The sequence below is a fragment of the Clostridium sp. JN-1 genome (assembly GCF_003718715.1).
GTDB lineage: Bacteria > Bacillota > Clostridia > Clostridiales > Clostridiaceae > Clostridium_AV.
Genome location: NZ_CP033465.1, coordinates 1,234,126 through 1,251,398 on the forward strand (window position 1 = coordinate 1,234,126; position 17,273 = coordinate 1,251,398).

Annotated in this window: 19 protein-coding genes and 1 pseudogene; 9 read left to right on the top strand and 11 right to left on the bottom strand. The window is 29.7% G+C overall.

What is annotated here, in order from left to right; genetic code table 11:
* Positions 1–4: 4 nt before the first annotated feature.
* Positions 5–1,288 (top strand): homoserine dehydrogenase, encoded by a 1,284-nt coding sequence (locus EBB51_RS06075; protein WP_123053644.1) that lies wholly within the window; start codon positions 5–7, stop codon positions 1,286–1,288.
* Between the two features lie 88 nt (positions 1,289–1,376).
* Here the strand turns inward: EBB51_RS06075 and EBB51_RS06080 are convergent.
* A pseudogene (locus EBB51_RS06080) lies at positions 1,377–1,655 on the bottom strand (ABC transporter permease); the annotation flags it as partial.
* A 197-nt stretch (positions 1,656–1,852) separates the two neighbouring features.
* Between EBB51_RS06080 and EBB51_RS06085 the strand changes: the two are divergent.
* Positions 1,853–2,512: a thermonuclease family protein gene (locus tag EBB51_RS06085; RefSeq protein WP_123053645.1), complete on the top strand. Its 660-nt coding sequence runs from the start codon at positions 1,853–1,855 to the stop codon at positions 2,510–2,512.
* A gap of 137 nt (positions 2,513–2,649) precedes the next feature.
* Here the strand turns inward: EBB51_RS06085 and EBB51_RS06090 are convergent, their stop codons facing one another.
* The 6 genes from EBB51_RS06090 to EBB51_RS06115 form a co-directional block, all read right to left on the bottom strand.
* On the bottom strand, positions 2,650–3,438 hold the full coding sequence (locus tag EBB51_RS06090; RefSeq protein WP_123053646.1) for an ABC transporter permease subunit: 789 nt from the start codon (positions 3,436–3,438) through the stop codon (positions 2,650–2,652).
* The gene (locus EBB51_RS06095; RefSeq protein ID WP_123053647.1) at positions 3,438–4,352 is read right to left on the bottom strand and encodes an ABC transporter ATP-binding protein; all 915 of its coding nucleotides are present in this window, start codon (positions 4,350–4,352) and stop codon (positions 3,438–3,440) included. Before EBB51_RS06095 ends, EBB51_RS06090 begins: the two co-directional genes overlap by 1 nt.
* A gap of 17 nt (positions 4,353–4,369) precedes the next feature.
* Positions 4,370–5,065 (bottom strand): response regulator transcription factor, encoded by a 696-nt coding sequence (locus EBB51_RS06100; protein WP_123053648.1) that lies wholly within the window; start codon positions 5,063–5,065, stop codon positions 4,370–4,372.
* Positions 5,066–5,076: 11 nt separating this feature from the next.
* Positions 5,077–5,985 carry a HAMP domain-containing sensor histidine kinase gene (locus tag EBB51_RS06105; RefSeq protein WP_123053649.1) on the bottom strand — a complete coding sequence of 303 codons (909 nt, stop codon included), beginning with the start codon at positions 5,983–5,985 and terminating at the stop codon, positions 5,077–5,079.
* An 83-nt stretch (positions 5,986–6,068) separates the two neighbouring features.
* Positions 6,069–6,851, bottom strand: coding sequence for a hypothetical protein (locus EBB51_RS06110; RefSeq protein WP_123053650.1), 783 nt, complete (start codon positions 6,849–6,851; stop codon positions 6,069–6,071).
* Complete coding sequence (locus tag EBB51_RS06115) at positions 6,852–7,544, bottom strand: ABC transporter ATP-binding protein (protein WP_123053651.1); 693 nt, start codon at positions 7,542–7,544, stop codon at positions 6,852–6,854. It lies immediately after the preceding gene.
* Positions 7,545–7,769: 225 nt separating this feature from the next.
* On the opposite strand from EBB51_RS06115, the gene EBB51_RS06120 reads away from it, so the two are divergent.
* A complete protein-coding gene (locus tag EBB51_RS06120) occupies positions 7,770–7,964 on the top strand; it encodes an alpha/beta-type small acid-soluble spore protein (RefSeq protein ID WP_123053652.1) in 195 nt (64 codons plus the stop codon).
* Positions 7,965–8,278: 314 nt separating this feature from the next.
* Here the strand turns inward: EBB51_RS06120 and EBB51_RS06125 are convergent, their stop codons facing one another.
* Positions 8,279–8,458: a hypothetical protein gene (locus EBB51_RS06125; protein ID WP_123053653.1), complete on the bottom strand. Its 180-nt coding sequence runs from the start codon at positions 8,456–8,458 to the stop codon at positions 8,279–8,281.
* Positions 8,459–8,681: 223 nt separating this feature from the next.
* On the opposite strand from EBB51_RS06125, the gene EBB51_RS06130 reads away from it, so the two are divergent.
* The 4 genes from EBB51_RS06130 (at position 8,682) to EBB51_RS06145 (ending at position 13,908) form a co-directional block, all read left to right on the top strand.
* A complete protein-coding gene (locus EBB51_RS06130; protein ID WP_123053654.1) occupies positions 8,682–9,584 on the top strand; it encodes a trans-4-hydroxy-L-proline dehydratase activase in 903 nt (300 codons plus the stop codon).
* Between the two features lie 4 nt (positions 9,585–9,588).
* Complete coding sequence (gene hypD / locus EBB51_RS06135; protein WP_123053655.1) at positions 9,589–11,961, top strand: trans-4-hydroxy-L-proline dehydratase; 2,373 nt, start codon at positions 9,589–9,591, stop codon at positions 11,959–11,961.
* Between the two features lie 21 nt (positions 11,962–11,982).
* Complete coding sequence (gene proC / locus EBB51_RS06140; protein WP_123053656.1) at positions 11,983–12,792, top strand: pyrroline-5-carboxylate reductase; 810 nt, start codon at positions 11,983–11,985, stop codon at positions 12,790–12,792.
* 249 nt (positions 12,793–13,041) lie between these two features.
* Positions 13,042–13,908 carry a DUF1002 domain-containing protein gene (locus EBB51_RS06145; protein WP_123053657.1) on the top strand — a complete coding sequence of 289 codons (867 nt, stop codon included), beginning with the start codon at positions 13,042–13,044 and terminating at the stop codon, positions 13,906–13,908.
* Positions 13,909–13,983: 75 nt separating this feature from the next.
* Here the strand turns inward: EBB51_RS06145 and EBB51_RS06150 are convergent, their stop codons facing one another.
* Together EBB51_RS06150 and lgt are read right to left on the bottom strand one after the other, a co-directional pair.
* The gene (locus EBB51_RS06150; RefSeq protein ID WP_123053658.1) at positions 13,984–14,157 is read right to left on the bottom strand and encodes an alpha/beta-type small acid-soluble spore protein; all 174 of its coding nucleotides are present in this window, start codon (positions 14,155–14,157) and stop codon (positions 13,984–13,986) included.
* A gap of 108 nt (positions 14,158–14,265) precedes the next feature.
* On the bottom strand, positions 14,266–15,036 hold the full coding sequence (gene lgt / locus EBB51_RS06155) for a prolipoprotein diacylglyceryl transferase (protein ID WP_123053659.1): 771 nt from the start codon (positions 15,034–15,036) through the stop codon (positions 14,266–14,268).
* A 309-nt stretch (positions 15,037–15,345) separates the two neighbouring features.
* Here lgt and EBB51_RS06160 point away from each other — a divergent pair, with 309 nt between their 5' ends.
* Complete coding sequence (locus EBB51_RS06160; protein WP_123053660.1) at positions 15,346–15,813, top strand: hypothetical protein; 468 nt, start codon at positions 15,346–15,348, stop codon at positions 15,811–15,813.
* Positions 15,814–15,918: 105 nt separating this feature from the next.
* Complete coding sequence (locus EBB51_RS06165) at positions 15,919–16,116, top strand: alpha/beta-type small acid-soluble spore protein (protein WP_123053661.1); 198 nt, start codon at positions 15,919–15,921, stop codon at positions 16,114–16,116.
* 131 nt (positions 16,117–16,247) lie between these two features.
* On the opposite strand, the gene EBB51_RS06170 is transcribed toward EBB51_RS06165, so the two are convergent.
* Positions 16,248–17,180, bottom strand: coding sequence for a ribonuclease Z (locus EBB51_RS06170; RefSeq protein WP_123053662.1), 933 nt, complete (start codon positions 17,178–17,180; stop codon positions 16,248–16,250).
* Positions 17,181–17,273: the final 93 nt, after the last annotated feature.

Sequence of the window (17,273 nt, forward strand, 5' to 3'; positions counted from 1 at the left end):
AGTTATGAAAAAGGTTAGAATAGCGCTGCTGGGTTTAGGAAATGTAGGTAAGGGTGTTTGGAATATATTAAATTTTAATAGAGAAGCAATAATGAAAAGATCCGGTTATGATATTGAGATAGCAAAGATATTGGTTAGAGATATTGATAAAAAGAGAACTGTAGATGTTCCAAAAGAGCTTTTAACTACAGATGCCAGCGAAATATTTAATGATGATAGTATAAAAATTGTAGTAGAGGTTATGGGGGGCATAGAGCCTGCAAAGGATTATGTAATAAATGCTATAAGAAGAAAGATGCATGTGGTAACTGCTAATAAAATGCTTATTGCAACTAACGGCCAGCAAATTTTTAAAGAAGCAGAGGAAAATGGGGTTATTGTAAATTTTGAAGCTAGTGTAGCTGGTGGAATCCCTATAATAAATGCTATAAATGAAAGCTTAACTGCTAATAAAATACAAGAGGTTGTCGGTATAATAAACGGAACCACTAACTATATACTCACTAAGATGACTTTAGAAAATATGAGCTTTAATGAAGCGCTAAAAGAAGCACAACAAAAAGGATATGCTGAAGCAGATCCAACTTCTGACGTAGAGGGGCATGATGCAGCTTATAAATTAGCTATTTTATCTACTCTGGCATTTGAGACAGATGTAGATGTAAATGATATATATGTAGAGGGGATAACTAAAATAAATGCTGTTGATATTGAATATGGTAAAGAACTTGGATATGTCATAAAACTTCTGGCAATAGTTAAGGAAGTAAATGACAAGTTGGAACTTAGAGTGCATCCTACAATGCTTCCAGTTATCCATCCTTTAGCAAATGTTAATGATTCCTTTAATGCTATTTTAATTAAAGGAGATGCTGTGGGAGACTTAATGCTATATGGAAGAGGAGCAGGTGAGTTACCAACAGGCAGTGCTGTGGTTGGAGATATTATATCAGTTTTGAGGAATGATACTGAAGGGGCAAATGTTTTAGTTAGGAATTACACAGATAAAGAAGTAGTTCCTGTAGAAGGCTTTAAATCTCAATATTATTTGAGGATTTCGGTAAAGGATCTTCCGGGTGTTTTAGGGAAAATAGCTGCTGTTCTTGGTAAAAATGAAGTAAGCATTTTATCTTTTATACAAAAGCCTAAAAAAGGAGAGTTTGTATATATAGTTATTGTTACTCATGAAACTCTTGAAGGTGATGTTAATAAATCTTTAGAAAATATAAAGAAATTGGAAGAAGTAAATAAGATTGAAAATGTAATTAGAATTGAGAATTTAAGTTAAGTATAAAGAGACTACCTTAAAGTTGTATTTTGAGATAGTCCCTTTTTAAATTGGAATTTTAAAAGAGATTGACCTAAATTAGCGAACCCTATTCCATTCTAGATTTTAAAGCTTCAGCCATGGAAATTCTATTTATCTTTCGTCTGCTTAATAACTTTGATAGCTCATAGGTCAAGTATATTATAACAAAACCTACTAAAACATAAATGTAATTTATAGTTACTGGGAAGGACAAACTCATGTCTTTTGTTATTGATTTAAATAGAGCACGCATGGATGCAAGAAGCAGTGGTACTCCAAGAGTGTAGCCGACTACTACTATAAAGGAAGAACTGTTTAGAATTAGAGAATAAATTTCCTTCTTCCTGCTCACCACCGCTTAATTCCTTGGGAAATCTATGCTTTTTATCAAGCATAAATATATTTTCATATGCTATAATAACTCATGTGGAAATTATAGAAATTATATGTACAGCTCATAAAATAAGAGCTCATGAAAAGAAAGGAAGTGAATTTTAGTGGGATTTTGGTACTTAACATACATATTCTCACTAAAGATAAAAGATGAACAAACTTGTTAATAGAGGTGTAATTACGTTTATAACGGCCGTATTTTTAGTGATGTGCGCAGGCTGTTCAAGCAGTAGTAATTCATCTAAAAATAGTAATTCAAAACAAGGTAATGATGTTGAAGAAAAACAAACTACAAATAATATATCGCAGTCTCCAATAAAGCTTGAAAAAGCTGTAGTTACAAGACATATAGATGGTGATACTGTTGAGGTTAAATTGGAAAATGGAAAGAAGGCAAAGGTCAGGTTTATAGGCGTGAATACGCCAGAATCTACTACTAAGCATGAACCATATGGTAAAGAAGCATCAGATTATACAAAATCACAACTATTAGATAAAACTGTATATCTTGAAAAGGATGCAGGAGATACCGATAAATATGGAAGACTTTTGAGATATGTTTGGCTCGAAGTTCCAAAAGAAATAAATGAATCTGAAATCAAGAGCAAGATGTTCAATGCAATACTGGCATCAGAAGGTTATGCACAGCAAATGACAATTTCACCTAATGTTAAATATGCAGATTATTTTAAAAAGTTTTGTGCAGAGGCAAGGGAAAACAATAAAGGACTTTGGAAAATAAATCATAATGGAACTACAAGAGGAGATAATGCATATAAAAACAGAGGACATAGGACAGAGGACAATTGACAGTGAAGGAGGATTTTTCTCCGCTGTACTTACGAAAAATCTTTAATTAAACTTTTGATGGCTTGTTTCGCTAAAGCGAAACATTATTAACTTATATAAATTTGTTGAATTTTATGATTAGTTCATAGCAAGTTATTTTACTTAAGTTCTAGTTTGTTGAATCTAAGTATACCAATAATTATTGTAATCACAATGATAATGAATGATGAAAATATAATACTGTATGGATCGGGTTTAAATGAACTCATGTCTATAAGCATAAAAATAGGGGAATATTTTATGATACTTTCAAAACAAGGGGGATAACTTGTTGTTAAAATTATAGTTAATATGATGAGCGTTATGAATATTAGCTTATTTTGTATAAACATCGATAAGCACATATAAATGCTGGTTAAACTTGAAAGTATTAAGGCCGCAAGAATAGTAAACTCAATTGATTTAATTAGGTCATTAAAAGAAAGAAATTCTCTAGAGAAATTTATGAAGCTGCCTAAAGCTATCGTACCGAATAGTAAAAGAGCGGTTAGTATAAGACCTGATAAGGATGCTGTAATAAATTTTGATATATAAATTTCATCTCTTGTATGACCATATACTATAGTATTGTTTATTGTACCGCTTGAAAATTCATCTAATACAAGGCTGCCAACTATAAATATTAAAATTATAGCTATACAAGGGGAAAATCCAAAGGATGAATAAAAAAATTCAATTGCTTTTGGGTGAAGTCTATCTTTAAAATTATTGACTATAAAGCCAAATTCATTTCCCTGCAGAGAAGTTTCGAGTATTTTAAGTGTAACTTTGCTGTGGAAGAACAAGTATATGGAATATATGATTAAAAGCAATGTAATCATTAAAGAACTTAAAAATATCTTATTATGTTTTAATTTATACACTTCAAATTTTAATAAGTTATACATCACTTGTTTCCTCCAACTTTATTTTTAAAATAGTTTTCAAGATTATCTGATTCAGGTGTCAGCTCTAGTATTGTAATACCTTCTTTAAAAATTGTATATGAAACTCTCCCGGGATTATCAACATAATCATATAGCAGTATAGTATCATCTGCCAAAGTTTTAAAATTATGGGTATTAAGTTTTTCTTCCAGAACAAGAGCAGTTTTATTTACATCATCAACTTTAATTTTCAGTCTTTTATTAAATCTTTTATTTAGTTCTTTTAAAGTAAATTCATCTAATAACTTTCCATTATGAATAATTCCGTAGCAAGTTGCAAAGTCATAAAGCTCTTTTAAAATGTGACTTGAAATAAGTATTGTTGTATTTCTATTTTTATTTAGTTGTAATAAAATATCTTTTATTTCCATAATGCCTATTGGATCAATGCTGTTTATAGGTTCATCCAGCATTAAAAATTCAGGTTCTCCAATTATTGCCAGGGCAATACCTAGTTTTTGTTTCATGCCAAGGGAAAAATCACGTACCTTTTTATTCTTCAAATCACTTAAATTTAATAGCTTTATAACTCTTTCTATACAATCCTTTCCAGGGATGCCTTTTTGAAGTCTGCAAGCTTCTAAATTTTCATAAGCTGACATATTTGAATATAAAAAAGGTCTTTCAATTAGAGCTCCAAGCTTCTTTCTCGCAGTATGCAGGCCATTTTCTGTGCTTTCGCCAAATAACTCAATTGATCCAGAAGTCTTTGATACAAGACCTGTTACCATTTTGAACATTGTAGTTTTACCTGCCCCGTTTTCACCTATGAATCCATAAATATCTCCGCGATTTATATTCATATTTACATTTTGAACTGCTAATTTGTCATTGTATCTTTTGCTTAAGTTTATAGTCCTTAAAATATTTTCCATATAAATGCTCCCTTTATTTAACCATTCAGTTTATATCCTATACTCCAGATGGTTTGTATGTAATCCTTGCTTGTACCCGCACTTGATAATTTATTTCTCAAATTACTTATATGGACAGTGAGAGTATTATCATCACACATATAATTGCTTCCCCATACACTTTCAAATAAATTTGCTTTTGAAAAAACTTTTTTTGGATGATTCATTAAAAGCTCTAAAATATCAAATTCTCTCGCAGTTAAAACTACATTTGAGTCATTTACATATACCTCTCTAGTGTCTTTATTTAAAGAAATTTCCCTATACTTTATTATGTTTTCCTTTGAAGTTTCACTTGAAAACTCCATGTATCTTCTTAAGTTTGAATCTATACGTGCCGACACTTCTTCTATATTGAATGGTTTGGTTATAAAGTCATCGGCACCTATTCTCAAAGTTTTTATTCTAATATCAATATCTTCTATTGCAGAAATTATTATAATAGGCATATGGCTATTTTTTCTTATTTTAAGCAAAAGTTCTTCACCATTTATTCCTGGAAGCATCAAATCAAGCAGGACCATGTTCCAGATTGATTCTTTTAAATATATCAATGCTTCTGTTCCAGAATAAGCAGCTTTTGCAGTATATCCATTCATATTCAGCATATCACACAATAATTTATTTATATCATTGTCGTCTTCGACTACTAAAATTTTGATATCATCTTTCATTTATCATTTCCTCAACTTTTTATTAATTTCCATTTGCAAAAAATATATAAAATATTTTTGTCAAGTTCAGCATAAATTAATCCATTCATCTTATTCATAAGGCTTTTTGCAATTGATAATCCAAGGCCTGTACTGCTGCCATCTGATCTTGAATCATCTGCCTTATAGAATCTATTAAAGAGTAAAGTTAAATCTTTATCCTTTAAGTTTTTAGCCAAATTTGAAGTTATTATAACTGCAGAATTGCTATCTTGCTTTAAAGTTATAGAAACTTCTCCTTGGGCGTGTTTTAACATATTTGTGATTAAATTTTGAATTACGCGTCTAGAAGCTGCTTTATTTGCTGCAATAATTATATCATTGTGAGGTAAATTTATTTTTGGTGTTATGTTTTTAGCTGTAAAGTTATCATAAAGTGATGTGATAACTTCACATAATATATTATTTAAATTTACATGCTCTAATTTAAGACTGCATTCTGGAGATTCTATAATCGAAAGTTCAAAGAAATCATTTAATAGTTCTTTCAGAAAATAGGCTCTTTTTAAGGCTATATCTATGTATTCATCTTGTTTTTCACAGGAGAGCCTCTTTGATTTTATCATTTCCATATAGCCAACTACGGAAGTCAGCGGTGTACGCAAGTCATGAGATATACTTGCTATAGATTTCCTTATTCCATATTCTGTTTGCTTTTGTTTTGCTTTATTTTGAATATTTATATCAATGTGCCTATTTATACTTGCAGCTAATTTTTCAATATCACTGTCAAACAGTTTAATATCTATCTTTTTATTTGATTTTAAATTATTGTAGTTATCAAGTTGATTTGTTATATTTTTAATTTCAACTTTCATAAAAATCAAACGGGCAAGTAAAAGAAGAAAAAAAATTATTAAAATCATCATTATAAAGTTCATTTACTTACTCATTCCTTTCAAAAGCTTTATATTACATAACTATTATAGTTGAAGCATAAAAAAGTTTCACCTTTTAACGTATTTTACTTGCCTAATACTTCATATTTTTTAGAATTGAAAATAGATGATATAATGACATAACCAAATACATATACTAAAAAGTTGTAGAACAGGTTATTCCAATATATGCTTTTTGAAATATCAGCTAAATGCTTGTCAGATTGTACTAAAAGTGAAACCAGTCCTGCTGACTGTTTAAATGCATCTTGTGATGTAGTTCCTATAGAATAAAATACTTTTCCTTGTCCAGCTAAATTCGATTTCATTATAAGATAAAATCCTATGGTAATGCCTAGAAGTACTGCAGCAATTATAGATATACTTGAAATCTTATTCTTAACAAGTTTGCTTAAGGCTATAGAAACTCCAATTATGATTGGGCCACTTATGCATCCAATAAATCTTGCAAGTATGAAATATACAATTCCAAGTGTTGGACTTGAGGAATGTAATATTCTTGTATGGTAAATTCCATGAGAATTAAACAGTTCAAATATAAGGCAGGTTGCCCACATTAGCATAAGTCCCATAGAAAATATAGTTGACTTTACCAAAAGTTTAGTTGAAGTTTTCATAGGTATCATATGAAGTATAACATCTTTTCCTATATAAAAGTTGTTATATAAGTCTATAAAAATATATATGGGCAGCACAATCCATGCAACTGCACTTAATTGTAGATGTATGTTTATGTATTTGTTGTAATCAACAAGCACAAGTGTGCTTAAAACTGCTTCCATTAATATGAAAACTGAAAATATTGGAAAATGCTTTCTTATTTCAAGTTTAAACAAATCTAAAATCATTTAAATGACCTCCTTAAAAAGTTCTTCAATGGATTCTTTGTGTTTTTGTTTAAGAGCTTCTACATTATCATGAAGTAAGACTTTACCGTCATTAACAAACACAACTTCATCAAAGAGCTCTTCTACGTCATTTATAAGATGAGTACTTATGAGAATGGAACTATCTTTATCAAAATTATTGAGTATAATGCTAATAATATTATCCCTCATGGATGGATCAACTGCTGCAAGTGGTTCATCAAATAAAAAAAGTTTTGCTTTCCTTGAAAAGATTAAAGATATATTTAATTTTTCCTGCATTCCTTTTGACAGTGAATTTATCTTTGAATTTAAATCAAGTCCTAAATCATTTACCATTTTGAGGGCTTTTTCATGATCAAAATCTTCAAAGAAGTTTTTAAAAAATTTTAAGGACTCTCTTATAGTCATCCATCCATATAAGAAATCTTTATCAGGTAAATAGGCAACTATTTTTTTAGTTTTTACACTGGGTACTTTTCCATCGATTAATATGCTTCCACTGTTATAACTTAAGAGTGAAGCTGCTGTCTTTATGAGTGTAGTTTTACCTGCTCCATTTGGTCCTAAAAGACCAATTATCCTTCCTTTTTTTATTTTTAAATTTAAGTTGTTTAAAGCAATTTTATTGCCATATTTTTTAGTTAAGTTGTTACATTGTAATATATAGTCCATTTTAAATCTCCTCCATAATTTTTTAACTTCAATATAATTTTAAAATCTAGTTATTAAACAGCTATAAAGAAATTCCTAAGAAAGTCTTAAGTTTAAAGTACAGCATAAAAACTTGGACAAATATGTATTAAGCATAACTAATTCCCAGAGTATTTTTTATATAATCGTATAAACTATAACTACAATAAATAATTACAAAATATAAATTTGAAGGAGGAGTTAAGAATGTCACGTAGTAATAGATTGGTAGTGCCAGAAGCTAAAGCCGCATTAGATAAATTTAAAATGGAATCAGCAAGAGAAGTTGGAGTTGATCTAAAAAATAATGGTTACAATGGCGATTTAACTTCAAGACAAAACGGATCTGTTGGAGGACAAATGGTTAAAAAGATGGTTAAAGCTTACGAAAAAGGATTATAAATTAAGATAAAAAGTCTGCACTTCGGTGCAGGCTTTGTTTATTTTAGTAATTATATTTTCACAAAAAATGTAACCAGAAAGTATCTATTGTATTAATAAAAATACTTTCTGGTTGATTGATATGTTTTATTAATAATGCAATGTTTCAAGTATAATATATCATTAAATAACTTTAGCAGCATCTGAAAATTAGTAGTAATTGCTTCATAAATTATACTGTGATTAATGGTTAGTTATTTACTTTTATCAAGATATATATTTAAATAAATAAACTTCATAATTGTAAACAAAGTAACAAAATTAATTTATAGAATTTAACTATATTGTTTTTGAATCCTATTCCAAGTAGTATAGAACCACTTAATATTCTCTCTTCCAAAAGAATTTATCAGATGATTGATTACTTGAATGGAATATATAGATTCAACATTATACTCATTGGCAGTTGCAGATGCTGCATTATATATATCTTGAAAAAATTGCTCGTCTGACATTGTATTTTACCTTCCTATTATTTTAAATTTAATAATTACACCTTTAATATTGGCTTTTTTATAATTTAATATACTAAAGATTTTCCTAATATCTTTTTACTTTAAAATGTTATGTTATAGTTTTCCTAATATAGAAGTAAAATTTACATTTATGAATTTCATATTGACATTTTTGAAAAGATGGGCTTACAATGAAATTATGGATATATTTGGAGGAGGGGTAATGATCAAAGGGATAATTTTTAACATTCAGAAATTTTGCATACATGATGGACCCGGAATAAGAACAACTGTATTTTTTAAAGGATGCCCATTAAAATGTATGTGGTGTCATAATCCTGAAGGTCAAGAATTTCATAAAGAACTCATGATTGATAAAGAAAAGTGTACTAACTGCGGCAAGTGTATAAAAGGATGCAATAGCGGTGTTATAAGCATAAATCAAAATCATGTTGAAAACGATTTAGACAAGTGCGTTTATTGTGAAAATTGCATTGACCTTTGTGTAAATAATGTCAGACAGATTATAGGAAAGGAATACACAATTAATGAGTTAATGAAAGAAATAAAAAAAGATACTATTTTTTATGAAAATTCAGGTGGTGGAGTAACTTTTTCTGGAGGAGAAGCAATATCTCAAATTGATTTTGTAGAAGACCTTGCAAAGAGATGCAAATATGAAAATATTCCTGTTGCACTAGATACCTCGGGATATGCTCCTTTTAGTTATTTTGAGAGAATAAAGGATTATATAGATTTATTTTTGTATGATATAAAGCTCATAGATGAAGATTTGCATAAAAAATATACAGGAGTTAGCAATAAGTTGATACTTGAAAATTTAAAACAACTATCTGATATAGGTGCAAATATAAATTTGAGAATACCACTTATAGAGGGAATAAATACAAGTGATGATTTTGTAATTAGTGTTTTAAACGTTATCAGAAAGTGCAATATATTATCGATAAATTTACTGCCTTATCATGATACTGGAAAAGGTAAATATGCTATATTAAATAGAAGCTATAACAATGAGTCAATGAAAAAACCTTCAGATGAAAGAATGTGTGAAATTGAAAACATGTTTAGAAGTAATGGTTATAAAGTAAAAATAGGGGGTTAATTTTATGGAAAGAGGAATGAATGATAGAATAAAAAAGTTAAGGAAACAAAGTGTTACTACAAAACCAACTTTGTCAATTGAGAGAGCTCTATTAGTTACAGAAGCATACAAAAAATATGAAGGAAGTGTTGACATACCAATACTTAGGGCTTTAACATTTAAGCATATAATGGAGAACAAAAAACTGTGTATTAATAATGGTGAATTAATTGTAGGTGAGAAAGGTGAAAAACCTCAATCATCACCAACTTTTCCAGAACTTTGCTGCCACACATTAGAAGATTTTGATGTAATTGATAAAAGAGAAAAGATATCATTTAAGGTAAGTGATGAAGCAAAAAAAATGCAAGCTAGTGAAATCATACCTTATTGGCAAAATAGATCAATTAGAAAATTGATTTTTGATCGTATGACACCTGAATGGAAAGATTGTTATGAAAGCGGTATGTTTACTGAATTCATGGAACAAAGGGGACCTGGACATACTGGAGCGGATGGAAAAATATACAGAAAAGGATTCCTCGATTTTAAGGCAGATATAGATAAGTCAATTGATGCACTTGACTACTATAATGATGAAATGGCTTATGATAAAAAGGCAGAACTTGAAGCTATGAAAATATGCTGTGATGCAATTATAAGTTTAGGTAAAAGATATGCAGATTATGCAAGAGAGCTTGCCAAAGTTGAAAAGGATGAAAAGAGAAGAGAAGAATTACTTTGGATAGCATCAAATTGTGATGCGGTTCCAGCACATAAACCCGAAACATTTGCACAGGCAATTCAAATGTATTGGTTCGTTCATATAGGTGTAACAACTGAACTCAATCCATGGGATGCACTTACTCCCGGACGTTTGGATCAACATATTTATCCTTTTTATAAGAAGGGAATAGAAGATGGAAGTTTGACAAGAGAAAGTGCAAAAGAACTGCTTGAATGTCTTTGGATTAAATTTAACAACCAGCCAGCACCTCCTAAGGTTGGTATAACACTTAAGGAAAGCAGTACTTACACTGATTTTGCAAATATAAATACAGGAGGAATCAAGCCGGACGGCTCAAATGGAGTAAATGAAGTTAGCTACATTATATTAGATGTAATGGATGAAATGAAACTTACTCAACCTAGTTCAAATGTTCAAATAAGTAAGAAAACACCTCATGCATTTTTAAAGAGAGCTTGTGAAATATCAAGAAAAGGCTGGGGACAGCCTGCAATGTACAACACTGATTCAATAGTCCAAGAACTCATGCGTGCAGGCAAGGACATTACTGATGCAAGAGAAGGTGGAGCAAGTGGATGTGTTGAAACAGGTGCATTTGGAAAAGAAGCGTATATTTTAACTGGATATTTTAACACACCTAAAGTTTTAGAACTTACCTTAAATAATGGTTTTGATAAAAACTCCAATAAACAGCTTGGACTTAAAACTGGATATGCTGCTAATTATAAGAGTTATGATGAACTATTTGAAGCTTTTAAAAAGCAGATGCATTATTTTATTGATATAAAAGTCAGGGGAAATAATACTATTGAAAAGATATATGCTAAATATATGCCTGCAGTATTTCTATCTATAATCACAAGTGATTGTATAAGCAAAGGTATGGATTATAATGCAGGGGGTGCAAGATACAACACAAATTATATTCAAGGTGTTGGTATAGGAACTTTAAGTGATAGTTTGATTTCACTAAAGTACAATGTGTATGAGAAGAAGAATTTTACAATGCAGGAATTGATGGATGCAGTGGATGATAATTTTGTAGGGCATGAACGTATATATAATATAGTCATGAATAAAACACCTAAGTATGGTAATGATGATGACTATGCTGATAGTGTTATGATTGATGCATTTAATGCTTTTTATGATGAAGTAAATGGAAGAAAAAACATGAAAGGAGGATATTATAGAATAGATATGCTTCCTACAACATGTCATGTTTATTTTGGTTCGGTAATGGGTGCATCTCCAAATGGAAGGTTTAGTAATAAACCTTTATCTGATGGAATTTCTCCAGAAAAAAGTGCTGATACAAATGGACCAACTGCTGTTATAAAATCAGCATCTAAGATGGATCATTTGAGAACAGGTGGTACACTCTTAAATCAAAAGTTTACTCCATCAGCACTTGCAGGTGATTCTGGATTAGAAAATTTAGCTGCACTTATAAGGGCATATTTTAGTATAGATGGACATCACATTCAATTTAACGTTATAGATAGAAAAACATTAATTGATGCACAAAAAAATCCTGATGAATATAAGGATTTAATAGTCAGAGTTGCAGGATATAGTGATCATTTCAACAATCTTGGAAAAGATCTTCAAGATGAAATTATCGCTAGAACTGAACAAAGTTTTAATTAATTTAAGTGAGGAGTAATGATAATGAACAAGTTAATTGGATTTATTGGCTCTGGTAATATGGGGCAAGCTATAATAGGCGGTATAGTAAAGTCGGGCTTAGTTGAAAGTAAAAATATAATTGTATCAGATATAGATGAGTCTAAGATTCAAAAGGTATCTGATAAATATGGTGTTAAAGTTACAGTAGATTCTACAAAACTTGTGGAAAAGTGTGATATAATTTTTCTAGCAGTAAAACCTAATGTATACGATACTGTGTTAAATTCAATAGAAAAGTATGTTACACCAGATAAAATCATAGTTTCAATTGCAGCTGGAAGGTCAATTGAAAGTATTGAAGCTATTCTTGGATGTGATAAAAAAATAATAAGGACTATGCCTAATACTCCTGCACTTGTAAATGAGGGAATGGCAGGAATATGTAGAAACAAAAATGTCAAGGATGAAGAACTTGAATTTGTAAAAAGTATATTTGAAAGTTTTGGAAAAGCAGAAATTATTCCAGAATATTTAATTGATAGCGTTGTTGGGATAAGTGGATCTTCACCAGCATATGTATTTATGTTTATTGAAGCACTTGCAGATGCTGGAGTAATGGGTGGAATGCCAAGGGATAAGGCTTATAAGTTTGCAGCACAAGCTGTTTTAGGTTCAGCAAAAATGGTGCTTGAACTCAACAAACATCCAGGAGAACTTAAAGATATGGTATGTTCTCCAGCTGGTACAACTATTGACGCTGTGGCAACACTTGAGTCACTTGGATTTAGAAGTGCTGTCATAAAGGCAGCTGCAGACTGCATAAAAAAATCAAAAGAAATGGGCAAAAAGTAAGAAAGTAATAGGTTTCCCAGTCAAGTTTGAAAAATAATTATACATTTTAAATAAATAGCATGAAAATACCTGCTAAAGTAGGGTATTTCCATGCTATTTTTATGTCAGTTTACTGGTATTAAGTATAATTGTAGAAATATGATAATATAATTACAAGAGGTTCAATTTTGAGGCTTTTTTTATTGCTCAATGTAGTGTATATTAATGATGTAGATTTATAATATCTAAGATAAGGAAGGAAGTTTAAATATGAAAGTTAAAGCGTTAATGAGTAAATTATTGATAGTATTTATAATGTTATCTGCAGTATGTATACCAGGAAATAAAGTTTACGCAGATGCATACAAGGTTGTTACACTAGGCGGTGATCTTACAGAATCACAGAAAAATGATATGCTTAAATATTTTAATGTTACTAAAGATCAGGCAAATATAATACAAGTTAATATTGACGAAGAAAAAAAGTATCTTGGAAACACAGCTGATAGCAGTAAAATAGGTACAAAATCAATATCGTGTTCTTATGTAGAACCAACAACAAGCGGCGGATTAAATGTGTCAACAAATAACATATATTGGGTTAACAGCAATATGATAAAAAATGCATTGATTACAGCTGGAATAAAAAATGCAAATGTAAAAGCTGCTGCTCCTTTTAATGTATCAGGTACTGCAGCTCTTACAGGAATTCTTAAAGGATTTGAAAATAGCAGCAGTGGAACTAAAATTGATGAAGATAAAAAGAAAGTTGCAAATGATGAACTTGTGACTACAGGTGAAATTGGTGACGAAATAGGAAAAGATAAGGCAGCAGGTCTTATGAATGACATTAAAACACAGGTTATCAAGGACAAACCTAAGGATACAGAAGAAGTAAAAAAAATAGTTGAAAATGTAACTAATAACTACAATGTAAATCTTAGCTCGGGTGATATTGATAAGATAACTGAACTTATGAACAAAATAAATGGTCTCAATTTAAACTTTTCAGATGTAAAAGGTCAATTGAATGACGTTGCAGGCAAGTTAAAAAATGTTATGACAAGTGATCAAGCTCAAGGATTTTTTGATAAACTTATGAGTTCAATAAAAAGCTTTTTTTCAAATCTATTTTAATTAATAAAATTTAAACATAAAAATAATCTGTGAATGTTCTAAAAAGAGTTTTCACAGATTATTTACTTTACGCAGTTATTTTAATTTTTTTTCATAATCTTCAACCATTTTTTTAACCATGTGTCCGCCCACGTTAAGCTGTTTTTCTTTATGATTTTTGTTGTATTCTGACAACTCTTTTGCTGTTTCAATTTTAAATTTATCTAATTTGACTTTAGCTTCAGGAACTAAAATTCTTCTTCTAGACATATGGTATCATCTCCTCGGTATATAGCTTGTGTATTTTAGCTTTAAAATATACAAGAGGCTGTCTCAAAATGATTCATGGGGTTTCAAAAAAATCATCTCGAGACAGCTCTATTTATTATTTTGAAGTTTATTTGTTTTAAATGCATATATCAAGAAAATTATCCATGCAGTGATTCCTGCAAGGCTGACAAGTTGAGCCATCTTAAGCGGACCTAAGAGCAAACTATCTGTCCTCATTCCTTCTATGAAAAATCTTCCTATTGAATACAAACCTATGTAACTAAATAATATTAAACCGCGTTTTCTAAATCTTTGTATAAGATATATTAGAATTATAAAGACAAGTAAATCCCATACTGATTCATATAAAAATGTTGGATTAAAATAGGTTCCATCAATGTACATACCTTTTTGTATAAAGTGTGGAAAGTGCTGTATAAAACTATATGATACAGGACTGCCGTGAGCTTCACCGTTGAAAAAATTTCCCCATCTTCCAAGTGCTTGTGCAAATATTATGGATGGAACGGCAATGTCAGCATAATCTAAAAAGTTTACTTTTCTGTGTCTGCAGTATAGTATTGCAGCTGTAAGCCCAAAGATAAGACCGCCATGTACAGCAAGACCACCTTGCCTGATATTTATAGCTGAAATTAAGCTGTCATAGTCTTCTAGGTTAAATAAAACATAATAAGCTCGCGCACCTACTATACCTATTGGAAGGCAGACTAATACTATATCTAAAAGAGTATCGTAATTTAAATTTCTTATTTTGCAGGTATAGTTTGCAATTAATAGCCCAATTAAAATACCTGAGGCAATTAAAACTCCATACCATCTTATATCTAAACCGAAAATTGAAAATGCTATTGGATTCAAAGTAATTCTCCTTATCTTTTATAATATTTTAAGTTTTTTTGTATTTATTAGCTCCAATTAAAATACTTATAGAGATATTTTACACCTAGGATATTTTAAATATCAACTTTATTTTAGTTTAAATGTAGAAATATTTATGATTAAAAACAAATAATTTAAATAGATAGTTTGAAATGGATTTATTTTGCATGTAAATTGGTAATAACATTAAAAATTTAAAGTTATAGTAATACCAAAAATTAAGAAAATTTGTTATAATTAAATAGTATAGATGTTAAATTATATTAAATTTTTTAGAAGGTGATAAAAGTGAAAATTGATTTTACTAAAGAACAGTTTAAAGTACTTATGGAGTTGGTATATTTAGGCGACAGCATTGTCAATGATTTCAATGTTCCTTCTGAAATAGAGGGAAAGTATGAAGGCATAGAAAACTACATATATTCGTTTTGTAGTCATTTTGGTTATAGGGATTATGTAGATTATAGTAATGAGTATGATGTATATTTTCCAACGTATAAATTTGACAAAGAAGTTGAAAGAAAAATTCAGAATTATGATGAAAATGTATTTTATAGGGAGTTGGTGAATAAGTTAGCAAAAAGGGATGCAAAAAAAAAGTTTAAACAAAAAATAAATCAGGACAATCTTACTGAATTTTTAAGATTACAATTTAAGATTGAAGAAAAGTATGATAATGAACTATTAAAGAATGATTTAGAAAATGTAAAAGTGGACATTAGAGAGAATAATGTAAAAAAGAACGCTGTGAAGTAAATGCTGTATGTATTTCCTTTAATTAAATAGAGTAATAATATTAAAAATACACAAACTTTTAGTGTAAACAAAATAACTTAATAAATTTAAAAGGAGGAAACAATTATGGCAAGTAGAGGAAATAGAGTATTAGTTCCAGAAGCTAAGGAAGGTTTAAATAAGTTTAAAATGGAAGCAGCAAAAGAAGTTGGAGTTGATTTAAAAGAAGGATATAATGGAGATCTTACATCTAGACAAAATGGTTCCGTAGGAGGTCAGATGACAAAAAAAATGGTGGAAGCCTACGAAAAGGGCGTAAAATAGTTAATTAATATTATACTTTGATTAGATAATAAAAGGGTATAGAATATAAATCAATTTAATTTATATTCTATACCCTTCATTTAAGTTTTTAGTTTCTTCATTTTTAATTCTGTATGAACCACGTTGAATTGTTACAAAATACTGCTAAAATTTAAACTTTTAAATTTCCTATCGCATCCTAAGTGTGTATTGTTAAAAATTTTTTTTGTTTCTTCAAGATAACAATTTGGATCACTTAATGATGGGCTAAAGTGAGTAAGCCACAATTCTTTAACTTTTGCTTCACGGGCAATCTTTGCAGCTTCCGAAAAGAGCATATGTTTATTTTTAATTGCATTATCCAATTTTTCGTTATCACCATACATACCTTCGCATATAAAAAGATCAGAATTTGATGAAAGGTCAATTAATCCATATGTAGGTCTTGTATCTGTAGAATAACATAATTTTATTCCTTTTCTCTCTTCTCCAAGTACCATGTCGGGTGTATATTTTATACCTTGGTAACTTAAAGATTCACCTTTTTGAAGTATATTCCATAACTTCATTGGTACTTTATGTTCAACTGCTTTTTTTCTGTCGAATTTTCTATTTCGCTTTATGATTATTGAATATGCTAAGCACGGCAGACTGTGTTCAACTGGTACTGCATACATTTCTATATTTTCCATTTGAAATATTTTATATTTGAAATTTTCGAGGTTGTCACATGTTAATTCTATTAAATTTAAGTTATAAGGCAAATGAGGGCATATTACAGTAAGTCCTTTTACAACTTTACATAAATTATCTGGACCTATAATTGTAAGTGGTTTTGTTCTGCCGGAGTTTGCAATTGTAAGGAGAAGTCCTGGAAGCCCAACAACATGATCTGCATGATAATGTGTAAAGCATATTGCACTTATTTCCTTAAATCCTGATCCTAAAATTTTCATTGATACTTGTGTGCCTTCTCCACAGTCAATTAAAATTTTTTCCCCTTCATAAGAAACTAAAAGAGATGTTAAATTTCTTTGAGGAGTAGGATAATTACCACCGCAGCCTAATAGACAAATGTCAAGCATTAATATCACCTTCTATATATTATCTAGTGTACATATGTTTAAATTAATCATATACTAAATATATTATATAACTAAACATATTAAATTATAGTA